Origin of the sequence: Chryseobacterium vietnamense, from assembly GCF_031454475.1 — a bacterium.
Lineage (GTDB): Bacteria > Bacteroidota > Bacteroidia > Flavobacteriales > Weeksellaceae > Chryseobacterium > Chryseobacterium vietnamense.
This window is the reverse complement of record NZ_JAVDQX010000002.1, coordinates 849,676-874,021: the sequence shown is the minus strand read 5'-3', so window position 1 is coordinate 874,021 and position 24,346 is coordinate 849,676. Positions and strand designations below refer to the sequence as shown.

At 36.9% G+C, this 24,346-nt stretch carries 23 protein-coding genes; 7 read left to right on the top strand and 16 right to left on the bottom strand.

Annotation, left to right across the window (positions count from 1 at the left end; all coding sequences use genetic code 11):
• Positions 1-102: 102 nt before the first annotated feature.
• Complete coding sequence (locus J2786_RS13280) at positions 103-2,892, top strand: TonB-dependent receptor (RefSeq protein ID WP_034695118.1); 2,790 nt, start codon at positions 103-105, stop codon at positions 2,890-2,892.
• A 44-nt stretch (positions 2,893-2,936) separates the two neighbouring features.
• Positions 2,937-4,346 (top strand): beta-helix domain-containing protein, encoded by a 1,410-nt coding sequence (locus J2786_RS13275; protein WP_047434199.1) that lies wholly within the window; start codon positions 2,937-2,939, stop codon positions 4,344-4,346.
• Positions 4,347-4,714: 368 nt separating this feature from the next.
• Here J2786_RS13275 and J2786_RS13270 read toward each other — a convergent pair whose 3' ends face one another.
• Together J2786_RS13270 and J2786_RS13265 are read right to left on the bottom strand one after the other, a co-directional pair.
• Positions 4,715-5,953: an amidohydrolase gene (locus tag J2786_RS13270; protein WP_047434202.1), complete on the bottom strand. Its 1,239-nt coding sequence runs from the start codon at positions 5,951-5,953 to the stop codon at positions 4,715-4,717.
• Between the two features lie 79 nt (positions 5,954-6,032).
• Complete coding sequence (locus J2786_RS13265; RefSeq protein WP_047434203.1) at positions 6,033-6,878, bottom strand: AraC family transcriptional regulator; 846 nt, start codon at positions 6,876-6,878, stop codon at positions 6,033-6,035.
• Between the two features lie 33 nt (positions 6,879-6,911).
• On the opposite strand from J2786_RS13265, the gene J2786_RS13260 reads away from it, so the two are divergent.
• Entirely contained in the window at positions 6,912-7,049 is a 138-nt protein-coding gene (locus J2786_RS13260; protein WP_156121561.1) for a hypothetical protein, read from the top strand.
• Between the two features lie 52 nt (positions 7,050-7,101).
• Here the strand turns inward: J2786_RS13260 and J2786_RS13255 are convergent, their stop codons facing one another.
• The 5 genes from J2786_RS13255 to J2786_RS13235 form a co-directional block, all read right to left on the bottom strand.
• On the bottom strand, positions 7,102-8,436 hold the full coding sequence (locus J2786_RS13255; RefSeq protein ID WP_047434206.1) for an amidohydrolase: 1,335 nt from the start codon (positions 8,434-8,436) through the stop codon (positions 7,102-7,104).
• Between the two features lie 296 nt (positions 8,437-8,732).
• Positions 8,733-10,022, bottom strand: a complete 1,290-nt coding sequence (gene hemL, locus J2786_RS13250; protein ID WP_047434211.1) for a glutamate-1-semialdehyde 2,1-aminomutase — start codon at positions 10,020-10,022, stop codon at positions 8,733-8,735.
• Positions 10,023-10,040: 18 nt separating this feature from the next.
• Positions 10,041-11,006, bottom strand: a complete 966-nt coding sequence (locus J2786_RS13245; RefSeq protein WP_156121563.1) for a hypothetical protein — start codon at positions 11,004-11,006, stop codon at positions 10,041-10,043.
• A gap of 16 nt (positions 11,007-11,022) precedes the next feature.
• Positions 11,023-12,081, bottom strand: coding sequence for a glucosaminidase domain-containing protein (locus tag J2786_RS13240; RefSeq protein ID WP_047434216.1), 1,059 nt, complete (start codon positions 12,079-12,081; stop codon positions 11,023-11,025).
• A gap of 66 nt (positions 12,082-12,147) precedes the next feature.
• Positions 12,148-13,056: a 1-aminocyclopropane-1-carboxylate deaminase/D-cysteine desulfhydrase gene (locus tag J2786_RS13235; protein ID WP_047434219.1), complete on the bottom strand. Its 909-nt coding sequence runs from the start codon at positions 13,054-13,056 to the stop codon at positions 12,148-12,150.
• A gap of 159 nt (positions 13,057-13,215) precedes the next feature.
• Between J2786_RS13235 and J2786_RS13230 the strand changes: the two genes are divergently transcribed.
• A complete protein-coding gene (locus J2786_RS13230) occupies positions 13,216-13,413 on the top strand; it encodes a hypothetical protein (RefSeq protein WP_047434222.1) in 198 nt (65 codons plus the stop codon).
• On the opposite strand, the gene J2786_RS13225 is transcribed toward J2786_RS13230, so the two are convergent.
• Entirely contained in the window at positions 13,410-13,736 is a 327-nt protein-coding gene (locus tag J2786_RS13225; RefSeq protein ID WP_047434224.1) for a membrane protein, read from the bottom strand. The two genes, J2786_RS13230 and J2786_RS13225, sit on opposite strands and share 4 nt — an antisense overlap.
• Positions 13,737-13,776: 40 nt before the next feature.
• Here J2786_RS13225 and J2786_RS13220 point away from each other — a divergent pair, with 40 nt between their 5' ends.
• From J2786_RS13220 to J2786_RS13210, 3 genes are all read left to right on the top strand, one after another.
• The gene (locus J2786_RS13220) at positions 13,777-13,959 is read left to right on the top strand and encodes a C1orf53 family protein (RefSeq protein ID WP_047434227.1); all 183 of its coding nucleotides are present in this window, start codon (positions 13,777-13,779) and stop codon (positions 13,957-13,959) included.
• 1 nt (position 13,960) lies between these two features.
• Positions 13,961-14,488 (top strand): DUF4136 domain-containing protein, encoded by a 528-nt coding sequence (locus J2786_RS13215; protein WP_047434230.1) that lies wholly within the window; start codon positions 13,961-13,963, stop codon positions 14,486-14,488.
• 751 nt (positions 14,489-15,239) lie between these two features.
• Positions 15,240-17,030 (top strand): endonuclease, encoded by a 1,791-nt coding sequence (locus J2786_RS13210; protein ID WP_047435866.1) that lies wholly within the window; start codon positions 15,240-15,242, stop codon positions 17,028-17,030.
• Positions 17,031-17,189: 159 nt separating this feature from the next.
• Here J2786_RS13210 and J2786_RS13205 read toward each other — a convergent pair whose 3' ends face one another.
• The 8 genes from J2786_RS13205 to J2786_RS13170 all read right to left on the bottom strand — a co-directional run bounded on the left by J2786_RS13205 (position 17,190) and on the right by J2786_RS13170 (position 24,318).
• Positions 17,190-17,906 carry a hypothetical protein gene (locus tag J2786_RS13205; protein WP_047434232.1) on the bottom strand — a complete coding sequence of 239 codons (717 nt, stop codon included), beginning with the start codon at positions 17,904-17,906 and terminating at the stop codon, positions 17,190-17,192.
• Positions 17,907-18,030: 124 nt separating this feature from the next.
• On the bottom strand, positions 18,031-18,804 hold the full coding sequence (locus tag J2786_RS13200) for a hypothetical protein (RefSeq protein WP_142017651.1): 774 nt from the start codon (positions 18,802-18,804) through the stop codon (positions 18,031-18,033).
• A 4-nt stretch (positions 18,805-18,808) separates the two neighbouring features.
• Entirely contained in the window at positions 18,809-19,177 is a 369-nt protein-coding gene (locus J2786_RS13195) for a hypothetical protein (protein ID WP_047434235.1), read from the bottom strand.
• Positions 19,158-19,718 carry a LemA family protein gene (locus tag J2786_RS13190; protein ID WP_047434238.1) on the bottom strand — a complete coding sequence of 187 codons (561 nt, stop codon included), beginning with the start codon at positions 19,716-19,718 and terminating at the stop codon, positions 19,158-19,160. The genes J2786_RS13195 and J2786_RS13190 overlap by 20 nt, the downstream gene beginning before the upstream one ends.
• Complete coding sequence (locus tag J2786_RS13185) at positions 19,718-20,368, bottom strand: hypothetical protein (RefSeq protein WP_047434240.1); 651 nt, start codon at positions 20,366-20,368, stop codon at positions 19,718-19,720. The genes J2786_RS13190 and J2786_RS13185 overlap by 1 nt, the downstream gene beginning before the upstream one ends.
• A gap of 13 nt (positions 20,369-20,381) precedes the next feature.
• Complete coding sequence (locus J2786_RS13180; protein ID WP_156121565.1) at positions 20,382-20,981, bottom strand: hypothetical protein; 600 nt, start codon at positions 20,979-20,981, stop codon at positions 20,382-20,384.
• A gap of 5 nt (positions 20,982-20,986) precedes the next feature.
• Complete coding sequence (locus tag J2786_RS13175) at positions 20,987-23,818, bottom strand: OmpA family protein (protein ID WP_047434246.1); 2,832 nt, start codon at positions 23,816-23,818, stop codon at positions 20,987-20,989.
• 11 nt (positions 23,819-23,829) lie between these two features.
• Complete coding sequence (locus J2786_RS13170) at positions 23,830-24,318, bottom strand: DUF4280 domain-containing protein (protein ID WP_047434248.1); 489 nt, start codon at positions 24,316-24,318, stop codon at positions 23,830-23,832.
• Positions 24,319-24,346: the final 28 nt, after the last annotated feature.

Here is a 24,346-nt window from a genome sequence, read left to right as displayed (position 1 = left end):
CATCCGTTAATACAAACTTCATAATTAATTAAGATTCTCCTAAAGTTTTCTTAAAAACTTAGCCTTTATTTTGCCCTTGAAAAAGAAGTAAAAGAAGTAATAATGAAAAAACAACTCCACAAGAGCATCATGCTACTTGCCTTGTTTTCTGCTGGCTATGCTTTTGCACAAAGTCAGATTTTGGAAGGTAGGGTATTGGACGAGAAAGATAACACTCCTATAGAAGGGGTAAAAGTAAAAGTAAATGGTCAGGAAGTAACCACTGACATTTCCGGCTACTACTCTATCAATCTTTCTCCCGGTGCCAATTACATCGTAACAGTAAGTTCTAACGGCTATAACAGAAAAGAGATCAGTGAAGTTATTATAAAGAATGAGGGTAACACTCATCTTGATATCGTTCTGGATAAGCCATCTACCAAAGAAAAAGAAATTGAAGGAGTTGTCATAAAATCAAACGCACGAAAAGAAACGATAGCCTCTACAATCGGTTTACAAAAGAACGCAGGTGTAGTTTCTCAGGTTATTGGTGTTGAAGCAATCAAAAGGAGTCCGGACAGAAACACGGGTGAAGTTCTGAAAAGAGTTTCCGGAGTGAGTTTATTTGATGGAAAATATATTGTCGTTAGAGGTTTATCAGACCGTTATAACCAGGCGATGCTGAATGGTATTCAGTTATCCAGTACGGAACCAGACCGAAAGACTTTCTCTTTTGACCTTTTCCCTGCGAATGTTATTGAAACTCTTGTTATCAACAAAACGTTCATTCCTGAATATACAGGTGAATGGGGAGGTGCATTGATTCAGGTAAATACTAAGGATATTCCTAATAAAAATTTCTTCAATGTACAGGTAGGTGTAGGAGGAAACACCGCTACGATGGGACAGGAATTCCATATGCAGAAAGGTGGAAAATGGGACTTTCTAGGAATTGATGACGGTTACAGAAAACTCCCTACCAATATGCCTGCAAAGAATGCTTTCAGTATTCTGACTGAAGGTCAAAAAACAGAAATTGGTAAAGGATATACAAAAAATCTTGGCTATAACAGCATTGGTTATCCTGAAAACTTAAGTTTACAGTTAGACGGAGGTTTCAACACGAAATTATTCGGAAAAGATTTGGGAGTAATTGCTGTTTTGAACTATAGTAACAACAAAAGAAGAACGGAGTCTACCAACCGTTTCTTTACCATCAACAATCAGCTTGCTGATACCAATTTCGATTATTTTACAGAAAAATACAGCAATGATATTATTTTAGGAGGGATGTTGAACCTTTCTTTAAAGCTGAACAACAATAATAAAATTTCCCTAAAGAATATCATTACCAACAATACGGTAAACCATATGTCCTTCAGAACAGGAAAGGACTTTGAATTTGATCCGATTAATGGAACAAACATCATGGCAAGGGAAATCGGATTTAAAGAAACCACTTTCTACAACTCTACCCTTTCCGGTAATCACAAAATTGATGTTCTTGGCGGATTGACCGTAAACTGGTATGGAAGCTTCGGAATCCTTGATCAGTATATTCCTTTGCTGCAGCGTTTACAGTATAATCAATATACGAACATGCCGGGAAGCCCTTATTTAGCCTTGATTTCTAATGGTCTTTCTCAAAAATCAGGAAGTGTATTCTACTCTACTCTAAGCGACTATTTATATAATGCAGGAGGTGACGTATCCAAGACATTTACAATGTTCGGACAAAAACAAACGATCAAAGGAGGGTATTTATTCCAGGTAAAAGACAGAATATACAACTCAAGACCATTTTCTGTAAGACTTGAAAACTTTAACCAGGGATTACTTTCCCAGCCTTTCGAAACGATTTTCAATCCTGGTAATTTCGGAACAAACGGAGGATTCACATTTGATGAAATTGCAGGAAACCAATACCGATATATTGCCAACACTATCCTTAACGCGGGGTATTTACAGTTTGACAATAACTTCACACCATGGTTAAGAGCGGTTTGGGGATTAAGAGTTGAAAACTTTGACCAATTGGTAGGAAGCACGAAGAAAAGTGATGACCGTTTTGTCAATACGCGTGTTACAGACTTCTTACCTGCTGTTAACTTAACATTCAAGGTAAATCCTAAAATGAATATTCGTCTTGCAGGTTCTCAGACTGTTGTAAGACCGGAATTCAGAGAGGTTTCTCCTTTAGCATATTATGATTTTGACCTTGGAGCAACGGTAATCGGTAACAAATCTATTGAAAGAACTAAAATCACGAGTGCCGATCTTCGTTGGGAATTCTACCCAAGAAACGGAGAAATTATTTCCGTGGCAGGTTTTTATAAAAATTTCAAAAAACCGATTGAATTATACTTCAACCAATCCGGGGTGGGAACGAGTAACACTTTCAACTACCTTAACGTAGATAAAGCTGATGCTTACGGACTGGAAGTGGAAGCCAGAAAAAAACTGGATTTTGTAAGTGCTCTTAAAAACTTTACGCTGGGTGGAAACGTAGCATTAATTAAAAACAGAGTAACGGACGAAGCTACCAACATAGACAGACCAATGCAGGGACAATCTCCATATACTGTGAACCTAAGTCTTCAGTATGACACTGAAAAATCAGGATGGTCTTCTACGCTATTATTCAACATGATCGGAAGAAGAATCCTTTATGTAGGAAATGATCAGGTACCACCAATCTGGGAAGCACCAAGACCTCTTTTAGACTTCCAGCTTGCTAAAAAATTATGGAGTAACAAAGGAGAGATCAAGCTGAATGTTTCAGATATCCTGAACCGTCGTGCCAAATTCTACCATGACCTGAATGATAACGGCAAGTATGACAGCAAAGATGCTCTTGCTATTGAAAGGCTTACAGGAACCAATATCAGTTTAACACTGGGATACAATTTTTAATTCACTCAACAAATAATCTAATAAATAATTTAATTCTTTATAACATGAAAAAGTTCGTTTTATATTCTTTAATGCTTGGCGCTCTAGTATCAACTACCGCATGTAGAAATATAGAAGAAGATGGACCTACCATTATTCAAAATGGAGGTAACGGAAACGGAGAAACTGAAAACCTAATTCTTTCAGGAAAAATCACTTCCAATACTACACTTAAAGCCAATAAAATCTATAAGCTAAGAGGACTGGTATATGTAACTAATGGAGCTACTTTAACTATCGAGCCAGGTACAAAGATTGTAGGTGAAGCCGATAAAAACGGAGCTTTGATCATTACAAGAGGAAGTAAAATAATGGCAGAAGGAACTGCTGCCAACCCAATTATCTTCACTTCAGAAAAACCAAGTCCAAAAAGAGGAGACTGGGCAGGTGTAGTTATCCTAGGAAACGCTCCTACTAATGCATCTTTCGGAGGAACAAACGGAGTTGGAGAAATTGAAGGGGGTATTAACAACTCTGAAGGTCTTGGACTTTATGGTGGAACTAATGCTGCTGATAACAGTGGTGTATTAAAATATGTAAGAATAGAATATGCAGGATATGCATTCTTACCAGATAAAGAGATCAACGGACTTACATTTGGTGGTGTAGGTAACGGAACTACAGTAGATTATGTAGAAGTTGCTTATGCTAATGATGACAGTTTCGAGTGGTTTGGAGGAACAGTAAACTGTTCTCACCTTATTTCTTACAAAGGTCTTGATGACGATTTCGATACGGATAACGGTTTCTCAGGAAATGTACAGTTTGGTATTGCAGTAAGAGATTCTCAGGTAGCAGACGTTTCCGGTTCTAACGCATTTGAATCTGATAATGATGCCAACGGTTCTACTTTAACGCCTCAGACTTCAGCTACGTTCTCTAACATGACGATTATCGGGCCAATCAACTCTGCAGCTCCTGGAACAATCAATGCTTTATTCCAGAATGCATTACAGATCAGAAGAAACTCTTCTATCTCTGTATTCAACTCTGTATTTACAGGATTCCCGGTTGGTTTATTCATTGATGCTACAAAAGGATCTCCAACAGATAACAATATCGTAGGAAACAAGTTATTCTTTGAAAACAACGTATTGGCAGGAAATACAACTCCTTTAAAATTCGGACCATCTACATCTACGCCAACAACGTATACGTTGGCTGATCTTACTACATGGTTTAATGCTAAAGGAAACACCATCCTTGCTTCAACTGCTGATGTAAAACTTGCCGGTGCTTGGGCTCCAGCAGGAACTACACCTAACTTTACACCTACTGCAGGTTCTCCATTGTTAACAGGTGGAGCATTTACAAACCCTAAATTGGCAACCTGGTTTACACAGGTTTCTTACAGAGGTGCTGTAAAAGATGCTACAGATACATGGTATGCAGGATGGACTAACTTTAACTTATAACATCATCATATAAGTACCTAGATTTAATTTCAAATAGAAGCCTCCGGAAGTATTTTCGGGGGCTTTTTTTATCGTTATTATCCGATATGATGTTGGTCTCACGAAATTAATATTAAGAGGTGTTCATATTGTAAAAACAGAAAAAGGGAATATGAACAGTTATTTTTTAAATTGATCATGGGGATTTTATTGGTAGGTTGCTAAAGCCGGACGAATGTATTCTTCTATTTAATGGCTACAGCCCGTTCCTATCGATAGAGAAGAACCCCGAAACCCGAAACTCATAGCTCATAATAAAAAAAACGCCACCAGGAAAACTCCCGATGGCATTCACAAAAAACAAGTGTATAAAAATATATATACTTCAATTAATTTCTCCAGAATAAATTCCCATCGTTCATCAGGGCTTTTATTTCAGACATTCTGGAAACGGCTTCTGCAGAACATGAAGCGTCTGTCAGAACAATGGCTGCTTCATCCCCGGCTTTTGGCCACTGTTGTTTTCCTTTTTCATCTAGAGGAAGAATACTTTGGGTAGCAAACTGCAAAGCTCTTGACAGGGCATATTCCGTAGCATAACCGTACAGTTCTGCAATCAAATTGGCTTTCTGCAGCATATTTCCGGAACCGAACGTACTCCAGTAATCCTGTACATTGTCGTTTCCGATTAGTACATTCACTCCATATTTTTTCAGAGTGGGAATGGGCATTACTGTCCCTTTAAAAGGTACTGAAGAAGCAATTCCTACTTTTCCGGCAGCCAGTCTTTCCGCAATCTGTTCCGTTTCTTTGGGTGAAAGATGAGCTAAGGCAAACGCATGGCTTACAAATGTTTTTCCCTGAAGTACGGGATTTTCGATCGCTTTATCAATCAGATAATTGATGGTTTTCATTCCGGATTCTCCTACCTCGTGCAGGTGAATATCAATTCCTTTGTTGTGATCTAAAGCCAGCTGAACGGTAAAATCCATTACCTTTTCAATGCTTCCGTCTATACTTAAAGGATCCAGTCCGCCGATAAATCCTACACTTTTAAGCTGTGCTGCTTCTTTCATCAATGGAGCAGATTCTGTATAGTAAACTCCATGCTGCGGGAATGCCACCAGTTCAGCTTTGAAGGAATCTTTTTTATTTTCAAGTGCCTGTTCAAGATGTTCCAAAGATTTTAATCCTGATGTAGGATCAATATTAAAATGGGTTCTTGCAAAGTGAGTTCCATAATGCTGCTGCAGGCTGATCAGCTGCTCTGCCCTCTTTACGGAAGTTTTCAGCAATTCAGGGATGATTTCCTGCTCATAGGCGATCATATCTTTTACCGTTTTTCTTTTCGGAGAAAGTGCCTGCCACGGAAGACCATATAGTGTTTTATCCAGATGAATGTGCATGTCTCTGAAAGCAGGAAGCATCAGATAACCTTTTGCATCAATTGCTTTGGAAGCAGGATCATTGGCTTTTACTGTTTTTATTTTTCCGTCCTCAATTTCAATACTGAAAAGATCTGTTTTTGTTCCGGTAACCTCTTCATTTTCGTATTCAAAACCTGTTTCCAGACGGACATTTTTTAGGGAATAGTTTCCTTTTGCAGTTAATTGATAGGGAAATTGCATGATTTAAAATTTAACAATACAAAATTAGCCCGACTTCATGTTAAAACCGGTGTATCAATTATGTCTTGTTTTGTACAGATTATTCTTTGAACTGGGAAGGTGTCATTCCCGTTTGCGCTTTAAAGAATTTGGAAAAGCTTGCATGATCATAGAACCCAAGATCATATACAATATCTTTCACAGACATTTCAGAAACTTTTAACAGTCTCTTTGCTTCCAGTAAAATTCTATCCTGAATAAGAGATGAAGCTGAAGCATTGAGGGTTTTCTTGCAGACAATATTTAAATAGTTGGCAGAAATATACAGTTTATCGGCATAAAAGGATACGGATCTTTCTGTTTTGAAATGTTCATCAATAAGATGCAGAAACTTTGAAATAATAGGATTTGAGTTATAAACTTCAAAATCTTTGTAAGCACCTTCCACAGATTTACTCACCAGTAAACCAATCAGTTCACTTCTTTTTTGAATCAGTTCCCAAAATACTTTTTCTCCGTTCAGTTCTTTCTGAATGGCATGAAATTCATATAGAAAAGTTTCAAAAACTTCTTTGGAAAGATTGATCACCGGATGATTCTGGTAATACGATGCAGAAAACCTTAACGAAGGTAGAAAACTTTCAAACCAATCTCTGCTGATCATCAGCTGATATCCTATGGTTTCTTTTTCAATCACCCATTGATGTACCTGATCCGGAAAAACCAGATGAATCTGGTAATCCTTTACTTCATATTCTGTAAAATCTATGGTATGTGAGCCTGCTCCATGCTCAAAAAGATTGATGATAAAAAAGTCGTGCTTGTGTGGATCATCAATAGAACGTGCTCCAGAAAGCTCATTGAACAGCAGATTACAGCCTTTCAGCTGATTTTCACTAAATTCCTGAATTCCTAAAATTGGAAAATGATCTGTATGGTAAGCCACCCTGCCTGATTTTCTCTAAAATTAGTAAAATTTATGAGAGAAAAAATTAAAACAACCACAAAAGGGATAAAAGCTTTACATACACCACTTCTTCATCAGTTTCTACTTCATTCCGTGGCTGTTTCTGAAAATCAACAATTGTTTTCAGGCTTTCATACCCTTTGTGGCTAAAAAACACAACTAAATTATATATATAAATTTGTAAACATTTATATCATTGGGTCTAAAAGACAACATTTCCATCATGCACCAATGATTCTACTTCTGAAATTCTTGATACGGCTTCTGCTGAACAGCTTGCATTGATGAGTACAAAGTCTGCCTTATCTCCGGATTTCGGCCATTGCTGAGTTCCTTTATCATCCAGCGGAAGAATATTTCCCGTTGCCAGTTTTAAGCTTCTTGACAATAAAAACTCTGTTGAATATCCGTACAACTGAGCCATCAGGTTGGCTTTCTGAAGTACACTTCCTGTTCCGAAAGTATTCCAGTGATCTATGATACTGTCATTTCCTGTGAGAACAGTCACATTATGTTTATAAAGAGTTGGGATAGGCATAATCAGTCTGCCAAAAGGGATCGTGGAAACAATTCCAATTTGCGCTTCACTTAATTTTTCCGCAATTTCTTCCTGTTTTGCAGCTTCTAATTTTGCCAGAATAAAACAGTGGCTTACATAAGTTTTTCCTTTCAGAGAAGGATTTTCATTTACTTTTTTAATCAGGTATTCTACCGTTTTCAATCCTGAATCTCCGGTTTCATGAAGGTGAATATCTATTCCTTTTTTATTGTCTAAAGCAAGCTGAACAGTGAAATCAACCACTTTTTCGATATCTCCATCAATGTTGAACGGATCTACTCCACCGATAAAATCGATGTCCATTTTCGCAGCTTCTTTCAGATATGGTACGGAATCCGTATAGAAAACACCATGCTGTGGAAAGGCTACCAGCTCAGCTCCAAAGCTTTTCTTTTTGTTTTCTAAAGCTTTTTGCAGATTTTTTAAAGACTGAAGTTTGGAAGTCGGTTCAATATTCACATGGCTTCTTGCATAGGAAGTTCCCTTTGATTGCAGTAGCTCGATCAGTTTTTCAGCCTTGAAGGTAGAATTTTTCAGCATCTCAGGAAGCATTTTCTGCTCCAGTTCTATCATTCCTTTAACACCTCCGGTTCTTTTTCTAACAGCCTGCCACTGATCTCCATAAAAGGTTTTATCCAGGTGAATATGCATATCTTTAAATGCAGGAAGCATCAATAGACCTTTTGCATCTACAGCTTTAGCATTGGGCTGATTGGCTGTGATCTTTGTGATTTTTCCGTTTTCAACTTCTACATAAAACAGATCAGTTTTGGTGGAGGTAACTTCTCCTTCCCCGTAATTAAAACCTGTTTCCAGACGAACATTTTTAAGGCTCATTTTTCCTTTTGCTGAAATAGTACTGTCATTAAGAAAAGGTGATGCGGTCATGATACTGGGTATTAAAGTTAATCCCGCTACAGCCAGTGCTGAATTACGGATAAAATCTTTACGGGAGATGTTATTGTCTGAAGTCTTCATTTCCAATCTATTTGATACAAAATTAGAAAGAAGTACTCTGAACCAAGTGTATGGTTTATTACAAAATCTGTATGATTTATGCTTTGTGAATATTTATGTTTCAGATAGTCATTTTAAAAAGAAAATTTCCCCTGCAGAACACTCAGCTTATGCAGATTTTCATATATGACATGAGAAAATGAATATTTTAAATTAAAATTTGCCTATTAATTCAATCTGCGGGCTTAAAATTCTCATTATTGAAGTTACATTCCTGCATAAAAAAACCGGATTTAAAAATCCGGTTTCATTTATTTTTATTTATTTGAATATTCAAATTTTCTTACTGCTTCCAGGGTCATATCAATTTCTTTATCCTTGATGGCATCACTGATGAAGTATGTTTCGTAACCGCTTGGTGGAAGATATACTCCATTCTGCAGCATTTGATGGAAGAAATTATTGAACAATGAATGGTTAGCTTCCTGAGCCTCATCAAAGTTGGAAACACTTTTGATATGGAAGAAAACAGACATCATAGAACCTTTTCTGTTGATTCTGTGAGCAATTCCTTTCTCATTCAGAATTTTTCCGATTTCAAAATCCAACGTTTCTGTGGTCTTGTGTAATCTGTTGAAAAATTCGGGATCATTTTTAATAAGCTGAAGGGTTTTTAATCCTGCTCTCATTGCCAGGGGGTTTCCACTTAGCGTTCCCGCCTGGTAAACTCCTCCTTTTGGTGCAAGGTGATCCATAATTTCATTTCTTCCCGCGAAAGCTCCTACAGGAAGTCCTCCTCCGATTACTTTTCCGTAAGTGACCAGGTCTGCTTTTACATTGAAAAGTTCCTGTGCTCCTCCGAAAGCTAATCTGAAACCGGTCATTACTTCATCAAAAATCAATAATGCTCCATTTTCATCACAGATTTTTCTAAGATTTTGTAAAAAGTCGTTTTCAGGCAGTACACAACCCATATTTCCGGCAACCGGCTCTATAATTATTGCTGCAATTTCTCCCTGGTTATGGCGGAATAAATCCTGAACCTGTTCAAAATCGTTATAACGGGCTAACAAAGTATCTTTTGCAGTACCAGCAGTTACTCCCGGAGAATTTGGATTTCCGAATGTAGCGGCTCCGCTTCCCGCTTTGATCAGGAATGAATCTGAATGCCCGTGATAGCAGCCTTCAAATTTTACAATTTTATCTCTTCCCGTATATCCTCTTGCCAGCCTGATAGCACTCATACATGCTTCTGTTCCTGAAGAAACCATTCTGATCTGGTCAATATTCGGGACATTTTCAATGATGAATTTTGCAATTTCAGTTTCCAGTTCTGTAGGGGCTCCGAAAGAGAATCCTTTCTCTGCCTGTATTTTCAGTTCTTCCAGTACTTCAGGATGTGTATGTCCTAAAATAGCCGGGCCCCATGAGTTGATATAATCGATGTAAGTATTGTCATCTGCATCGGTAAGGTAAGCTCCCTTCGCCGATTTCATAAAAACAGGCACTCCTCCTACGGATTTGAATGCTCTTACCGGAGAGTTTACGCCTCCCGGAATGTATTTGTAGGCTTCATCAAATAAAGCCGAACTTCTCTGATACTTCATTTTCTCTTATTTTATTGTTTAACCCTCAAAATAAAGGGTTCCATCTTCTCCTGCATAATTCTTCTGTCCATCAATCACTGTGTAATATATTTGAAAAGGATTGCCATTTTTCCAAAGTGTAACGGCTGGTTCAAATTTTCCATATAAAACCTTATTATTGGGAAGAATTGTCATGAAAATTAAATTCTTATTGTTATTCGGATCAGGTTCTGAGAGAACCACTAACTGACTCGCTTCTACAAGATTGATCATCTTATATCGTATAGGATAAACCTCCCGAAAATGTTCGTCTGCTAATCCAAACAGCCCTGAATCGTTAGTTGTAAAAATATAAGGTTTTCCTCTATAAAACTGCCATCCAACATATGCTATTTCGCGTGTATTAATAAATATTTTCTTAAGTTTAGGAATATAAATCCCAACATAAGTATCATCTTTATTTATTTCGATAAAATCGCTCTTGTAATTCAGCTGGTAGTTGTCATCATCATATGGGCCCAGCATGTCCAGGTCTTCATCATCAAGATCATTCCTGTTTAATGTTAACTTTGCATCATTTCTATAAAGCGGATCATTCTCCCAACCTCTGTCCCTTATTGGATAGTTTTCACGTTTAATATATTTTTCAAGACGCATTTTTGTTTTAATGGAATAATAATAGTAATCCCATCCATCAAACACCAGATATTTATCTCCGTCCACAGATATAGGCATATGAGAAATAAATGGCATGATCATCACTGCCCTTCTGTCTATGATTCCAAATTGTCCATTTTGTTCTGCATGAAACCCTCTTATAGATTCGTCGTAACTGCTTATGCTGCTATATTGTGGTTGCACAACTATAAATTTATTAATATCGCACAACCCCCACACTTTTCCTTTTCTGTAAGGAATATAATTTTGCTCCTGAGAAAATATTGTACATGACATCAATATCAGAAATATCAGCAGATATTTAGATTTGATATTTAAAATTCCCATTGTTTTGGAGTTATTATTAGTTTCGTGGTTTTTTGTCTATTAAATAAATCAGCTGTCCTGCAGATGGCTGCTGTCCTTCATCCATCCTGTTTTTAGCATACAATTTATGCAATTTGATTCCGAATTTTTGGGCGATATCATGCATATCTTCTCCGGACACCACTTTATAGGTTGCGGTATTTCCTGTAGAATTTTTTGACTCAAGGAAAACGATATCATTTTTCTTTAAAGTCTCATTTTCCAGTTCATTCCACTTCATCAGTCTGCTTTCGCTCACCTTGAACTTGCTGGCAATGAATTTTACATCGGTATCTTCAGGAATGATAATATATTTCAGCCCGTCATTCGGATGGCTTTTGATAAGAATAGAATTCAGAATTTCAGCTTTCGTTTTGATTCTTTCTACTCTTTTTTGTTGTTGTGCGTAAGAAGTCTGTTTGTAAGGAACTTCTACTGTAACAGGGTCTTTGACTTTTCTGATGGCTTTTGAAGGCTCCAGCTGTGCCATGAAAGTTCTGTCGTCTTTCAGATCCGGGTACATTTTAAGAACAGCATACAATACTTCATTAGAATTGGTATTGTCGTATTCGTATAATTTATACTTTTCAATTTTGGTAATAAGAATTGAAGCATAGCGTGGATTGGTAGCATAGCCCGCTTTTTTTAAACCGGTTGCCCACGCTCTGTAATCTTTCATATCCAGTTTGAAAAGGTTGGCGTAATATTTTCTTGTGGATAAAAATATAGAATGGTCTTCATAAGACTGTCTTGGATCATCATACACACGGAAGCATTCGTTAGGTGCATCATCGGTATGTTTCATCGTTCTACCGGTCCAGTCTTCTTTACATTTTATACCGAAGTGGTTTTTACCTTCCTGTGCCAGTCTGCTCTGTCCACCTCCCGTTTCCAGTAATCCCTGGGCAAGGGTAATAGAAGCCGGAATTTTATATTTTTCCATTTCTTCTACGGCATATTTAGCAAACTTCTGAATATACTGATCTTCGGTTGCCCAAGTCTGGGCTGAAAATTTTGATAAAACTAAAAGGCTTATGGATAGAAAAAGTCTTTTCATCTTATAATTTTTATTGTTTTAAAATGAAAGATGGAACACTAAGTGTTTCATGTTTTTCAATTTTACTTATATAATTAAATTTCTATTCTGTTTTTCCAAAAGTAGATTAGCTCCTTCAATTCCCTGTAAACCACCAGTGTGAAAGCACAAAATCTTACTGTTTTCAGGAAAATACCCTTCTTCTATCAGTTCAAAAACTTTCTCCATCATTTTCCCTGTATAAATCGGTTCCAAAGGAATTCCGTACCTCTCTTTGAAATCATTGATAAAATGAACGTTTTTATCATTTATTTTACCATAACCTCCAAAACATGAATCTATTAGATTAAAATTCTGTCTCAAAGTTAATTCAAAAATTTTATTTTCCAGTGAAGCATCGTCAACGGCCTTAAATCCTATAACTTTCTGATTTTCTTCACAAAATTTTGAAATTCCTGCAATAGTACCTCCGGTTCCAACTGCGGTGCAAAGATAGTCAAAATCTTTTGTTTGTTCATTGAGCATCATTTTCACCCCATCTACGGCCTCTTCATTGGTACCTCCTTCCGGGACTATCAATGCCTCCGGAAACTCCTGCTGAAGGAATTCCGTAAGTTTTTCTTTGTGACGGTATTCTTCGCGGGTGACAAATTTCAGGTTCATTCCATTCCTTTTGGCAAAAAGTAAGGTTGGGTTATCGCGCCATATATGCTCTAATTCTTCTCCTCTGATAATTCCCAGGGTTGGAATACCAGCCATATGACCTACTGCAGCAACTGCGGCGATATGATTCGAAAAAGCGCCTCCAAAAGTAATAATATAAGGATTATCAGGATTTCTTTCCAGATAGTGGTTGACATTATGGAACAGTTTCCAGTATTTATTTCCTGAAATCAGCGGATGAATCTGATCTTCCCTTTTAATGAAAAGTTTAATATTTTTCTCAAGGGGAATTTCCTGGATGGGAACAGGTTCTGTGGGAAGTTTTAATAGCATTTCAGTTGTACAACTCAAGGTTTATTCTTTACAAAAGTAGGAAAAGATTTAGTGTTCTGACAATTTGTTGTTTTTATTGTTTTTTTACCACAGATAACATGGATTTCTACAGATGGCTGTTTGATACTTTTTTAAGTTTTGGCTAAAGCCGGATGAATTTTGATTTTTTTGATAAACGGGCTAAAGCCCATTCCTATTGAATTATACAGTACTGCAATGCCAAAATATTCCGGTTATCTTGATGTGAAAGATCGTAATACTTCTGTCATTACAAAGAATAAATTGGAAGCCAGAACCCAGAAGCCTGAACCCGAATCTCGTAACCCGGAACTCCAATGCATCATGCCCTTATTCTAAAGATATTTCCTGAAGTTCCAGAATTTTCTTTTTCTGAGATAGTTCAGGTTGTTTTCATTAGCATAAGCTTCTCTTTCAAAGGAAATTCTTCTGTAAGCCAGATAGCCGTCTTTCAGTTTGAAAAACCAATAATAGTATTCAATAACGTAGAAAATATAGAAGAAAATAACGAGCATTTCCAGTTGCTGCTTCAAATGGATTTTTTCGTGATTGATCAATACATTATTTTCCTTATCTTCGGGTTTCCTAATGAAGATAAAGGGAAAGAGAGCAATGCCATTAATTTTTAATTTTTTTAAAGGCTTTTGGCATACAATTATCATAGTAACAAATATAAAAAGTTTTTTGACTAGCATTTAACTTATGGCCCATTATGACATCAAAGAAGGTGAAGACTTCTACTATAATGAACAGGGGTACAAGGTTTTTACAGAAAAATTCCATCTGAAAAGAGGATACTGCTGTAAAAGCGGCTGCAGACACTGTCCTTACGGGTACGATAAAAAGACTGATACATTCATTAAAAGTGATAAAAAAAATAAATAAAATGAAAAAATATATTTTTATTTTGTTGGCATCTGCTACTTTAGGCTTAACTTCTTGTAGCCCTTTTCAGGTACGTTCAGATTATGCTGAAACCGCCAATTTCAATTCTTATAAAACATATAAAATCAGAATTGATGATCTAAAACTGAATGATATTGATAAAGACAGAGTGTTGAATGAACTGTCGAGACAGCTTCAGAGCAAAGGACTTCAATCCGGAGAAAACCCTGATCTTATTATCAACGTAAAAGCAAATCATAAAAAGATTACTGATATCAATTCCTCTTCTCCTTACGGAATGTGGGGATGGGGCGGACCATTCGGATGGGGTGTCGGTATGAGCAGAACATGGACAACCAACTATAATGAAGGAGCTCTGATTGTTGACCTTATTGATGCAAAAAGCAACAAATTGGTTTGGCAAGGTATAGGAAGTGGAATTTCTGTAGATTCTCCAAAAGCAAAACAGAGACAGATTCCAGAAATTATGGCTGAGATTATGAAAAATTATCCGCCACAAAGAAAATAAGATTTAAGTCATCCATTATATAGCCGGTACTTCTGTACTGGCTTTTTTTATGCAATTATTTTGTTTTTTCCATAGATAACTCAGATTTGCACAGATAACCGGGGATAGAATCTTCCATTATTTAGTTTCGGTTAAGCCAAAGGAAAAAACGTTTTATTTTTAAACCGGGCTAAAGCCCGGTTCTATTGAATAACCAATATTGAGGATAGATTATAAAAGTATCAGCTTTTTTTATGGGGTAAATATTTTATTTTTCCCACAGATAACACAGATTTGCACAGATAACCGGGGATAGAATCTTCCGTTATTTAAGTTTCGGCTAAAGCCAAATGAAATCATTTATTTTTAAACCGGGCTAAAGCCCGGTCCTATTGAATAGCCAATATTGAGGATAGATTATAAAAGCATCAGCCTTTGTTATGGGGTAACTATTTTATTTATCCCACAGATAGCACAGATTTGCACAGATAACCGGGGATAGAATCTTCCATTATTTAAGTTTCGGCTAAAGCCAAAGGAAATAGTTTATTTTTAAACCGGGCTTTAGCCCGGTCCTATTGAATATCCAATATTAAGGATAGATTATAAAAGTCATAATTCAAAATATAAAACAGAATCTTATATGAACCTCATCATTCATTACTTATTGCTCATTACTCATTACATATTTACATGCAGTGCATTTAAAATTAACGATTTTGTAATTTTTTAATTCACAAAAATGTGTTATTCTTGCTTAAACTTATATTATATGAAAAAAATCATTTTATTTTCTGTATTTGCAGGACTTGCTCACGCTCAGGCTCCTGCAGGGTACTACAATTCTGCCAACGGACTGAGTGGGGCGGCACTGAAAACTGAATTAAGCAGCATTATCACCAACGGACATGTGGATAAAGGCTACAGCGGACTTTGGACAGCCTATAAAACCACTGATATTGATAAGGACTACGAAAATGATGGGACCATCCTTGATATTTATTCTGAAAAACCTTCAGGTGCTGATTCTTATAACTATACTCCTGGATCTGATCAGTGTGGGACGTATTCTACTGAGGGAAATTGCTACAACAGAGAGCATATTGTTCCTCAAAGCCTTTTCAATCAAGCTTCTCCAATGGTAGCAGATATTCATTTTATCAGAGCTACAGATGGCAAAGTAAACGGAATGAGAAGTAATTATCCTTTCGGAAAGGTAGGAAGTGCTTCTTTCACTTCACAGAATGGATCCAAGCTGGGAAACTCTGTATCTTCAGGATATGCAGGAACGGTATTTGAGCCGATTGATGAGTTTAAAGGAGATGTGGCACGTATGATTTTCTATTTTGTAACCCGTTACCAAAGCAAACTTTCTACTTTCTCATCAGGAAATATGTTAGGAAGTTCTACATTCCCGGGATTACAGACATGGGAACTGAATGTTCTTTTGGCATGGCATAATCAGGATCCGGTTTCTCAGGCTGAAATTAAAAGAAATAATGCTTCATATACTTTTCAGGGAAACAGAAATCCTTTCATAGACAATCCAAATTATGTTAATCTTATCTGGGGTTCTCAACAGCCTTCAGGTGATACTCAGGCACCTACTGCGGCGACAGGTCTGAATGTCTCAGGAACAACTTCAAGCAGCATTTCTCTGGCATGGAATGCTTCTACTGATAATGTAGGCGTAACAGCATATAATGTTTACATGAACGGAAATCTGGCTACTACAGTAAGTTCAACTTCAACGACTATTTCAGGGCTTACTCCTTCTACTACTTACAGTTTTTATGTGGTAGCAAAAGATGCAGCTGGAAATTCTTCATCGAACAGTTCAACGGTTTCCGGTACTACTAATTCAGGTGGTACTACTCCAGGGACCAGCTGCGCCAATGAAACTTTTGAAACAATTCCTGCAGCCAATTCTACTTACACAACCAGAACATGGAGCAATGGAGGAATCTCATGGACAGCAACGGATGCAAGAACAGATCAGACCATTAACAATAAAGCGATTACGGTAAGAAACGGTTCTTTAACTTCCGGAAGCTCTGCAAATGGTATTGGTTCTTTAACGGTAACTACACAGCTGAAATTCTCAGGAACAAATGGTACTTTTGATGTAAAAGTAAACGGAACAACCGTAGGAACTGTTCCTTACAGTACTACATCTACAACGACTACCATCAACAATATCAACGTTTCCGGAAATGTAGTGGTAAGTCTGGTTAATACTTCATCAAGTAACAGAGTGGCTATTGATGATCTTGCATGGACATGTTATTCCGGATCAGGTGCAAGAATGGCTCAAAATACAGTTGCAGAAACAACTTCCAACAGTTTCAAAATCTCGCCTAATCCCATTACCAATCAGGAAATTTTCGTAAAAGGGGATCTTCAGAAGGTAAAAAAAGCGGAGATTTATAACCTTCAGGGGAAAACTCTTCAGACAATTGATCAGCCTTTCAGAAATGGAAACTCTATTAAAACAAGAAATCTTGGTCAGGGAGTTTATATTTTAAAACTGGATCAGGTAACGATGCAGTTCCTTGTAAAATAATTCAAATACTGATTTGATATAAAAATGCCGGTTCTTTTTAGACCGGCATTTATTTTTTAAACTCCCGCAGATTTTGCTAATAGAGCAGATCTTTTTAACGCAGAGCTCTTATTTTAAAGGGCACAGAGGCATCAGCATGCTGATTTGTGTAAGCGAATGTTATAGAGATATTTTATCCAGATCCGGGTATCCTGATCCTTTGAGAAGGTCTTTCCATTCTTTATTTTTGAAGACAAAGAGGTTGCAGCGGTATTCGTCCGGTCTGTTATCTATTTTAGTTTCGCAGTAATAATAGAGCATATCTTTATTTTTCCAGATGGCTACCTCCTGTCTGAGCTTATTATGGGTCTGAATGATTTCATTATCTCTGATTTCAGATTCAAATCCCTCACGAATGGTATCAAAAGTAGGTTTCTGAAGGGTTTTGTTTAGGTTATCAAAGAGTGCTGTCTTTTCTTCTTCTGTATAGATATCAAGCTGATACATTCCTAATTCATCCTCTTTTTCATTGGCAAGAGGACCAATTTCCTGATCTACTTTTCCAAAATGCAGAAGGACTTTATTGATATTTTTATTATTCTTCCCTTCTAAATCTATCCCATTGAAGTGTAATAATTCTTTTGATGAAAAAGCCAGTTTTTCATTTCCGATAAGAGTAACTTCACTGGTACGTACTGCTTCTTTTGCTGTGGCTCCGGCAGATTTTAAGATTTCATTGATATTTTGTCCAACCGCAACTTTAGCCAGATTGAAAGGTTCTGTCTGAGTACTTCCCTGTGTTTCAACCAAAGATTCAGTATCTTTATTTTTCTCATGGCCGCATGAAGCAACTGCCAGACAGAGCATTGGTATTACTATATATTTCAGTCTTTTCATAATGTTAGTGTTAGTACGCAGTTATCAATAATAGAACAGAAAAAAAATGATTCAAGTATCCGGAAAACGTTTTTTATTCACTTTTAACTTCAAATTCCTATTTGTTTGCATGAATATAAAGTGCTTATATGATTTCAAATTCTTCCTTTCCTTCCGGAATATAAAATGAAATATCAAGCATCAGTTCCTCTTCTGTTTCCGGGTTTTCCAGATATAAAGCAGATTCTCCGTTTGCCTTTTTTAAAAAAGCGACTTTATTTTCTGCACATACAAACATAACGGCATCTTTAGAAACAGGCTGTATTTTAAATCCGGACTTGAAATCTTTTACAAGATCATTAAATCGTTCTTCCGATTCTGTTTTTGACAGATACATAGAAGCAGCCATATTTTCTTCCCTTCTGGAAATTGATTTCTTATAATCTTCAAATTTATTTTCCCTTATTAATCTTGATATATGATCATACGCCTGTTCCAGTTTTTTTCTGCCGTCTTTAATGTCCTGCAGGTTTCTCCCGTTCTGCCATGCCGAAAGCTGATAAGGAACTTCTGCTTTAAAGGAGCCAACATGTTTGATAACCTGTTTCTTTTTGTCTTCAATAGCCTCTGAATGATAGTCTCCGAACTGTTTGTCAAAAACAAAATCATTAGCCACATCAAAAAGTTTGACATTAAATTTCAGTTCTGATTTAGGATGCAGCTGTACATCGCCTATATTAGGTAAAATGGTTGCTGATATCGTCTGAACACCACTTTTCAATATGGCAAAATTAATTGGAATATTGGTGGCAACCTGTCCCTCAACATTCATATGAATCACAGGATAATCATTAATCCTTATTTCGAACAAACAGGCTGATGCACTGAAGTCGATCATATAATAGGGTTGTTGTATCATAATTTTAGTTTTTAATGATTTTAGACCAGTCTGTAAACATTTTACTGATGGTATTGGTATTGATGATGCTAAAGCAGAACATTCCCAAGAGAATAGCACTCCAGCACCACGCAAGTTTAACTCCGCTTTTATCTGTTATAAAAAAAAGAATCAGCATAGTGACTGCTCCAAAAAAGAATGTGAAAAGCAGTGTGTATAGTATGGCCTGAATAATATACATATTGAATTTCAGTTTTCTGAAAACCCAGCCTATCATACTGACCACCATAATCAGACCTATAGGAAGAAGCATCGCCCCGAACAAAACAATTTCGGGTTTTTCCATCAGTATATTTTCATATCCGAAAAATGTATTAAAACTGAACTCCTTCATAATGTTTTTCCTGATTTGAAACGTCTAATAGGGTTTTGTCATTATAGCCCAGCATTTTTGCCAATATAACATTGGGAAATTCATGAATTCCTATATTATAAAGGTTTACACTGTCATTGAAAAATTCTCTTCTGTCTGCTATTTTATCTTCCAGTCCGGAGACCCTTTTCTGTAGTTCCAGGAAGTTATTATTTGACAGCAGGCTGGGATAGTTTTCTGAAACAGCAAAAAATGATGAAAGTGCTTTTGATGTCTCATTGGCAAGCTCTGTTTTTCTGTCGGAATCATTGGTGTTGTTATAGGAAGTTCTAAGTTCTGTCAGTTTGGTAAGCAGATCTTTTTCATGTGCCATAAACTGTTTGGCAACGTTGACAAGGTTAGGAATTTCGTCTGCTCTTTGCTTCAGAATAACATCTATATTCCCATACGCTTTTTCCACATTGAATTTCAGCATGACAAGCTTGTTGTACAAACTGATGAAAAAAGCCACGATGGCCACGATAAGAAATACGGCGATAACAATTGCTACAATTTGATTCATTATTGTGATAAGATTAAAATCATTACGATAAGTATAACGATACAGGTGACAATAAATGACCTCAACAGGGGCTGGTATTTATTCCAGACTGAAATTCCTGCAACAGTGGTAATTCCTAAAAGCTTATGCCCTGTATCTTTTCTGATGAAAGCTTCTCCGTTTCTTGAGTCAGCAGCTCCCACAAGAAGCATTTCCTGGCCGGATTTAAGCAATGTTTCCTTATATCTTTTCTGTCCGTTATAACTTACATTGGTTTCTTCGATGAATATCAATTCTATGCCTTCGGGATGTATTTCAATGGTTCCTGAATCATCCTGCATCAGAAAGAGATTGCACTGGGTTTCTCTATGAATTGTTGTATAAGAATTTTTCCCTTCTTTATCTCTGGTTACATCTTCAATTGTATAATAATATCCTATGCATTCTTCTCTCGCAACGGGTGAAATCAAAGGTTCTTTCATAATAAGTTTTCCCTGAATTTCTACCAGCCCCATGGCCACAGATTTTATTTTGGATGTAGGTAATGATGCCTGAATTCTTAAAAATCTTTTTCTAGAATTAGGAAGTAGTAAAACAACTGCAATGACAGAAAGTATAACTAACGGTAAATACGTAATTACTTTTTCTGCATAATAATCATAATTATCCATCAATAAGAATCTGCTATGAAGTATACGTTTTCAGAAGGTGTGCTGCTGCTGTTTCCTGCCCGTCTGCTGTCTTCACCTGATTGTCTACAATATAGAGAACAGAGGAAGTATTGGGTTTATTATTGGTATATTCATAATATTGTACCAATACCATTGTTTTACCTTTCAGATCCCAGGCATAGGCTGCATTTCCCAATATTTTACCTTCACTGTTCTTTGCCGGAACTCCTGCAAGAACTTTAGGATTTTTGTATTGTGATTTGAGATAGGCTAGAAGATCGTTACCTGCGGCAGTATCTTCCAGTTCTATTTTCACTCCTTTAGTAAGCCTTTCTGTAGTATTGTTAATGAGTAATCCTACGGTGGAGCTTTTTACATTATTTTCTTTGTGTTCCGGAAACGATATATTTCCGAATTTATATCCGGAAACATCTTTGGTATAAGCTACAGGCAATGTAGTTACAATTTCCTTCGCTTCTGTCTGATATTTGGTATCTTTCAGAACTTCTTTATATCCTTTGGAAAAATCTACTTTTTCCAGATCTGTCTTTTGTTGTGACTGGCATGATACAAACATGATAAAACACAAAATTATTAAAACTATCTTTTTCATATTATCTAATTTCTTATTAACGGAATATCGGCACTGAATCCGAAAAGTTCTTCAAGACTTTTGATGACATCAAATTTAGGTACAATTTCGTTAAATTTACCTTCTGCGATAATACCTTCGTCTTCTGAACTTCCTTTAAGTTCTGCCGGTTTTTTATTGCCACCTCTAGGTATTTTCTTTTTTGCAGACATTCCTACTTTTCCTTTGATCACATATTCAGCGTTGAGCCCATCAAATCCTAATTCCGGGCGGTAATTTAATCCTTTATCATCAAATTTCACACCATGCCCGAATGTAATGGAAGCTGATCCCTTTCCGCTCATTTCAAAATATCCTTCTACTTTCACAATGACAAGATTGGCTTCTGCTTTTGCCCAAACCCCTGCTTTTAATTCAATTTTAAGGGTATTTTTGGCTTCTATTTTTCCTTGCTTATCACTTTTTTCGCTTACAGTGTTGAATGAAAAACCAATTGATGTTTTGATTTCACTTGAAATAACAAGATCAATGTAAACATCTGAACTCATTTTAGCTCCGAAATCATCATTCCCGAACTCTACTCCTGTATTCATCTGATCTTTGATCACTCCATACAACCTTACAGCACCTGGTGCTGCGGTTCCACCACTCACGGCTCCTGCCACCAGTCCTACAGCTGTACAAAGGAGGTCTACTGTAACTTCTAATCCTATCAGGGGCTCTGCATTAAAGGATATATCAACCTTTGTTCCTAATCTTTCAATTTCGGTATTTTTCTGTTTGGCTCTTTCTAAACACCATTCACCTTTAAGATTGATATTAGGTGGTTTAATGGCAAAAGTTACCGGAAGACCTTTAAAACCTATATTTCTAACCTGTCCTTTAGTTTTGTTGGTAATACCGTCAGACATTGCTCCCATTGAGCCGAAAAGATCATAAAGCTTTTTGAATTTTGTCTCGTATTCACCTTTAACTTCTTTACTTTTCTGAAAACTGCCGCTTCTGTTCTTTTCCCATTCACTTTTCAGGCTGAATCCGAAGGAAGCATCCTTTTGTTTCCATCTTCTTTCAGCACCTATTTTACCGGCTTTAGCCTGTAGGTCTTTATGCTTTGCCGCTGGCTGGTTCTGCCATTTCACACTCAGTTCATTGGTAAGATTAACGAAGAAAGTGAGTGTCCATTTAATGTCCGGATAGGCTTTGATTAATACGGTTGTTCTCTTTTCATTGCTAAAATACCTGCAGGTATGTGCGTGGAGATGGAACTGATTGGGAGTGGCCCACATCGGCCAGATATATTGTATAGGAAAAGCATCGAATTGTGATAAATCTGAGTATACTCCATAATTAAATGATGGCGTAGTAAATGTCTTTACCGTATCTCCTTTATCTATTGCCTGCCCTACATCTACCATCAGGACCTGTTTTTTATGTTTCCCTTTGCTGTCTCTGAAACATTCATTGGTTTGAAAACCGGTAACATCAATCGTTATATCTTTCTTCATGGATACACTAGGGGCTGTCACTTCATAGTTAACCGTTTGGGCATCATGGGCATTGAATACGAATGAGATGTCTACTCTACGGTTATTTTCGTAGTCTTTCTCATTTTTATATTTGATATTATCTCTTCCTTTTTTATCGTCGGTAGGATCTACTTCTCCTTTTCCCACAGAGATGATTCTTCTTGGATCTAATCCACCGTCTGCAAAGAATTTTTTGACAACATCCGCTCTTCTTTGGGAAAGACCTTTATTGTAATTCTGTTTTCCGATTACACAAGCGTAGCCACTCAGATTCATGGTGGCATCTTTATGTTCTAAAAGGAATTTGAGTACATTATTCAGGATGGCGACTCCATCTTTATCAATTTCTGTAGAATCGAATTTATAAAAGATGGTTCTTTTAATATGTTCCTGAAGCGCAGGTGACTGTATTTGCTTTACACCATTACCATTATCAAAAACTTTAACGGTTGTATTATTAGCTTTTCCGTCTTTTATTTCACTTTCTGTGATTTTGATGACTTCAAACTTACAAGGTTCCAGTCTGACGGAATTTACATCCGGCTTATACACTTTAGTCGGTGTCTGGTTCTGGGCTCCGTTGGTATTGGTAGTAACTACTTTATTCTTTACATTCAGATAGATGGCATGAAGATCATCCCCCAGATTATCTTTAATATATTTTTTGGAAGCAACATCTTTTACTTTAATATAGAATTCCTCTACATTCTGAATATTGTCCACATAGGCCATCCAGGCAAAGGTATTTTCTATTTTCAGATTAACTTCACCGTCTATTACCTGTACATTGTTATAGGTATGCACCAGTTTATCTGCTTTTGCTGTCTGCTGATTCCAAAGTTCGATACTGACTGTATTTCCATTGAGACCTTCCGTCACGAGGTTCAGATGAACGATATGTCCATAGGAAATGTATTCGTTCTTTTTATTGTTTTTGATGCTTTTGCTGTTTTTCTGGGTAGACCATTTGCTGCTTACAATTTTGGGTTCACACCAGCCTTTTACATATATTCCTGTATCATTTTTTGGGTCTCTTACTCCTGACAGACTGGCTTCAATATAAAACTGATAGCTTCCGCAGTACTGCTTGCCAATTAAAAATTTATATCCTGTAGCAGAGGTGATCTGATTGATAATAATTTTTTTGCTGCTGTTCTGCCTCATCCAGGTAAGAGGTTTCTTTTTGTCTGCATCTGTAGTTCCCGGCAGCCATTCTCCTACACCAAACTGTACCCACTGGTCTGGCTTTATGGTAATCCTTTGCCCTAATACAGACATTTTAGGGTAATACAATCCGCTTACAACTTTTATTTTTTTTACGCCTTTTGCCATTTTCTTATCATTTAGATTGCACCATCCTGCCCTCCTCCTGAAGGCTGTTCGTTATACATTTCTTCGGAATCTACCAACGGATTGATCTGCTGCTGAACATCTTTGTCGGCATTTTTAAAGTTCTGCTGGCTGGCTTCTGCTCTCTGCCCGTGGTCTATAATCTCAATACATGGAGTTCCGGCAACGGCACATACTGCTTTGCTGTCTTCTACAATGATATATCCGCCATTGCTGAGCTGTACTTTATCATAAAACTTCTGCCATTCTGTGACCATAATTTTGCATGGCGGAGGCGGCCCTCCCATTTTGGTACAGTTCCCGAATGTATTTTTTTCAAATGTGGCTGCTCCTATTTCTTTCGTGGTGACGATCAGTTTTTTAGAAGCACTTTTATCATTGGCATATTCTTTTTGGTGTGTAAGTACTTTCAGCTTGTCCGGAACCTGTCCGAACTGGCATTTGCATAGGGCGCCCTGTACTACAATATGTTTTTCTGCCATATTAATTTTATCTTTAGTGAAGTGGTAA

What these genes read in the sequence shown, in the direction of transcription:
- J2786_RS13275 (WP_047434199.1), top strand. Translation starts at nt 2,937, where the DNA reads ATGAAAAAGTTCGTTTTATATTCTTTAATGCTTGGCGCTCTAGTATCA.
- J2786_RS13170 (WP_047434248.1), bottom strand. Translation starts at nt 24,318, where the DNA reads ATGGCAGAAAAACATATTGTAGTACAGGGCGCCCTATGCAAATGCCAG.
- J2786_RS13195 (WP_047434235.1), bottom strand. Translation starts at nt 19,177, where the DNA reads ATGAAGGAGTTCAGTTTTAATACATTTTTCGGATATGAAAATATACTG.
- J2786_RS13245 (WP_156121563.1), bottom strand. Translation starts at nt 11,006, where the DNA reads ATGGGAATTTTAAATATCAAATCTAAATATCTGCTGATATTTCTGATA.
- J2786_RS13220 (WP_047434227.1), top strand. Translation starts at nt 13,777, where the DNA reads ATGGCCCATTATGACATCAAAGAAGGTGAAGACTTCTACTATAATGAA.
- J2786_RS13205 (WP_047434232.1), bottom strand. Translation starts at nt 17,906, where the DNA reads ATGAAAAGACTGAAATATATAGTAATACCAATGCTCTGTCTGGCAGTT.
- J2786_RS13225 (WP_047434224.1), bottom strand. Translation starts at nt 13,736, where the DNA reads ATGATAATTGTATGCCAAAAGCCTTTAAAAAAATTAAAAATTAATGGC.
- J2786_RS13200 (WP_142017651.1), bottom strand. Translation starts at nt 18,804, where the DNA reads ATGATACAACAACCCTATTATATGATCGACTTCAGTGCATCAGCCTGT.
- J2786_RS13260 (WP_156121561.1), top strand. Translation starts at nt 6,912, where the DNA reads ATGAGAGAAAAAATTAAAACAACCACAAAAGGGATAAAAGCTTTACAT.
- J2786_RS13190 (WP_047434238.1), bottom strand. Translation starts at nt 19,718, where the DNA reads ATGAATCAAATTGTAGCAATTGTTATCGCCGTATTTCTTATCGTGGCC.
- J2786_RS13210 (WP_047435866.1), top strand. Translation starts at nt 15,240, where the DNA reads ATGAAAAAAATCATTTTATTTTCTGTATTTGCAGGACTTGCTCACGCT.
- J2786_RS13180 (WP_156121565.1), bottom strand. Translation starts at nt 20,981, where the DNA reads ATGAAAAAGATAGTTTTAATAATTTTGTGTTTTATCATGTTTGTATCA.
- J2786_RS13215 (WP_047434230.1), top strand. Translation starts at nt 13,961, where the DNA reads ATGAAAAAATATATTTTTATTTTGTTGGCATCTGCTACTTTAGGCTTA.
- J2786_RS13240 (WP_047434216.1), bottom strand. Translation starts at nt 12,081, where the DNA reads ATGAAAAGACTTTTTCTATCCATAAGCCTTTTAGTTTTATCAAAATTT.
- J2786_RS13235 (WP_047434219.1), bottom strand. Translation starts at nt 13,056, where the DNA reads ATGCTATTAAAACTTCCCACAGAACCTGTTCCCATCCAGGAAATTCCC.
- J2786_RS13185 (WP_047434240.1), bottom strand. Translation starts at nt 20,368, where the DNA reads ATGGATAATTATGATTATTATGCAGAAAAAGTAATTACGTATTTACCG.
- J2786_RS13280 (WP_034695118.1), top strand. Translation starts at nt 103, where the DNA reads ATGAAAAAACAACTCCACAAGAGCATCATGCTACTTGCCTTGTTTTCT.
- J2786_RS13255 (WP_047434206.1), bottom strand. Translation starts at nt 8,436, where the DNA reads ATGAAGACTTCAGACAATAACATCTCCCGTAAAGATTTTATCCGTAAT.
- hemL (WP_047434211.1), bottom strand. Translation starts at nt 10,022, where the DNA reads ATGAAGTATCAGAGAAGTTCGGCTTTATTTGATGAAGCCTACAAATAC.
- J2786_RS13270 (WP_047434202.1), bottom strand. Translation starts at nt 5,953, where the DNA reads ATGCAATTTCCCTATCAATTAACTGCAAAAGGAAACTATTCCCTAAAA.
- J2786_RS13175 (WP_047434246.1), bottom strand. Translation starts at nt 23,818, where the DNA reads ATGGCAAAAGGCGTAAAAAAAATAAAAGTTGTAAGCGGATTGTATTAC.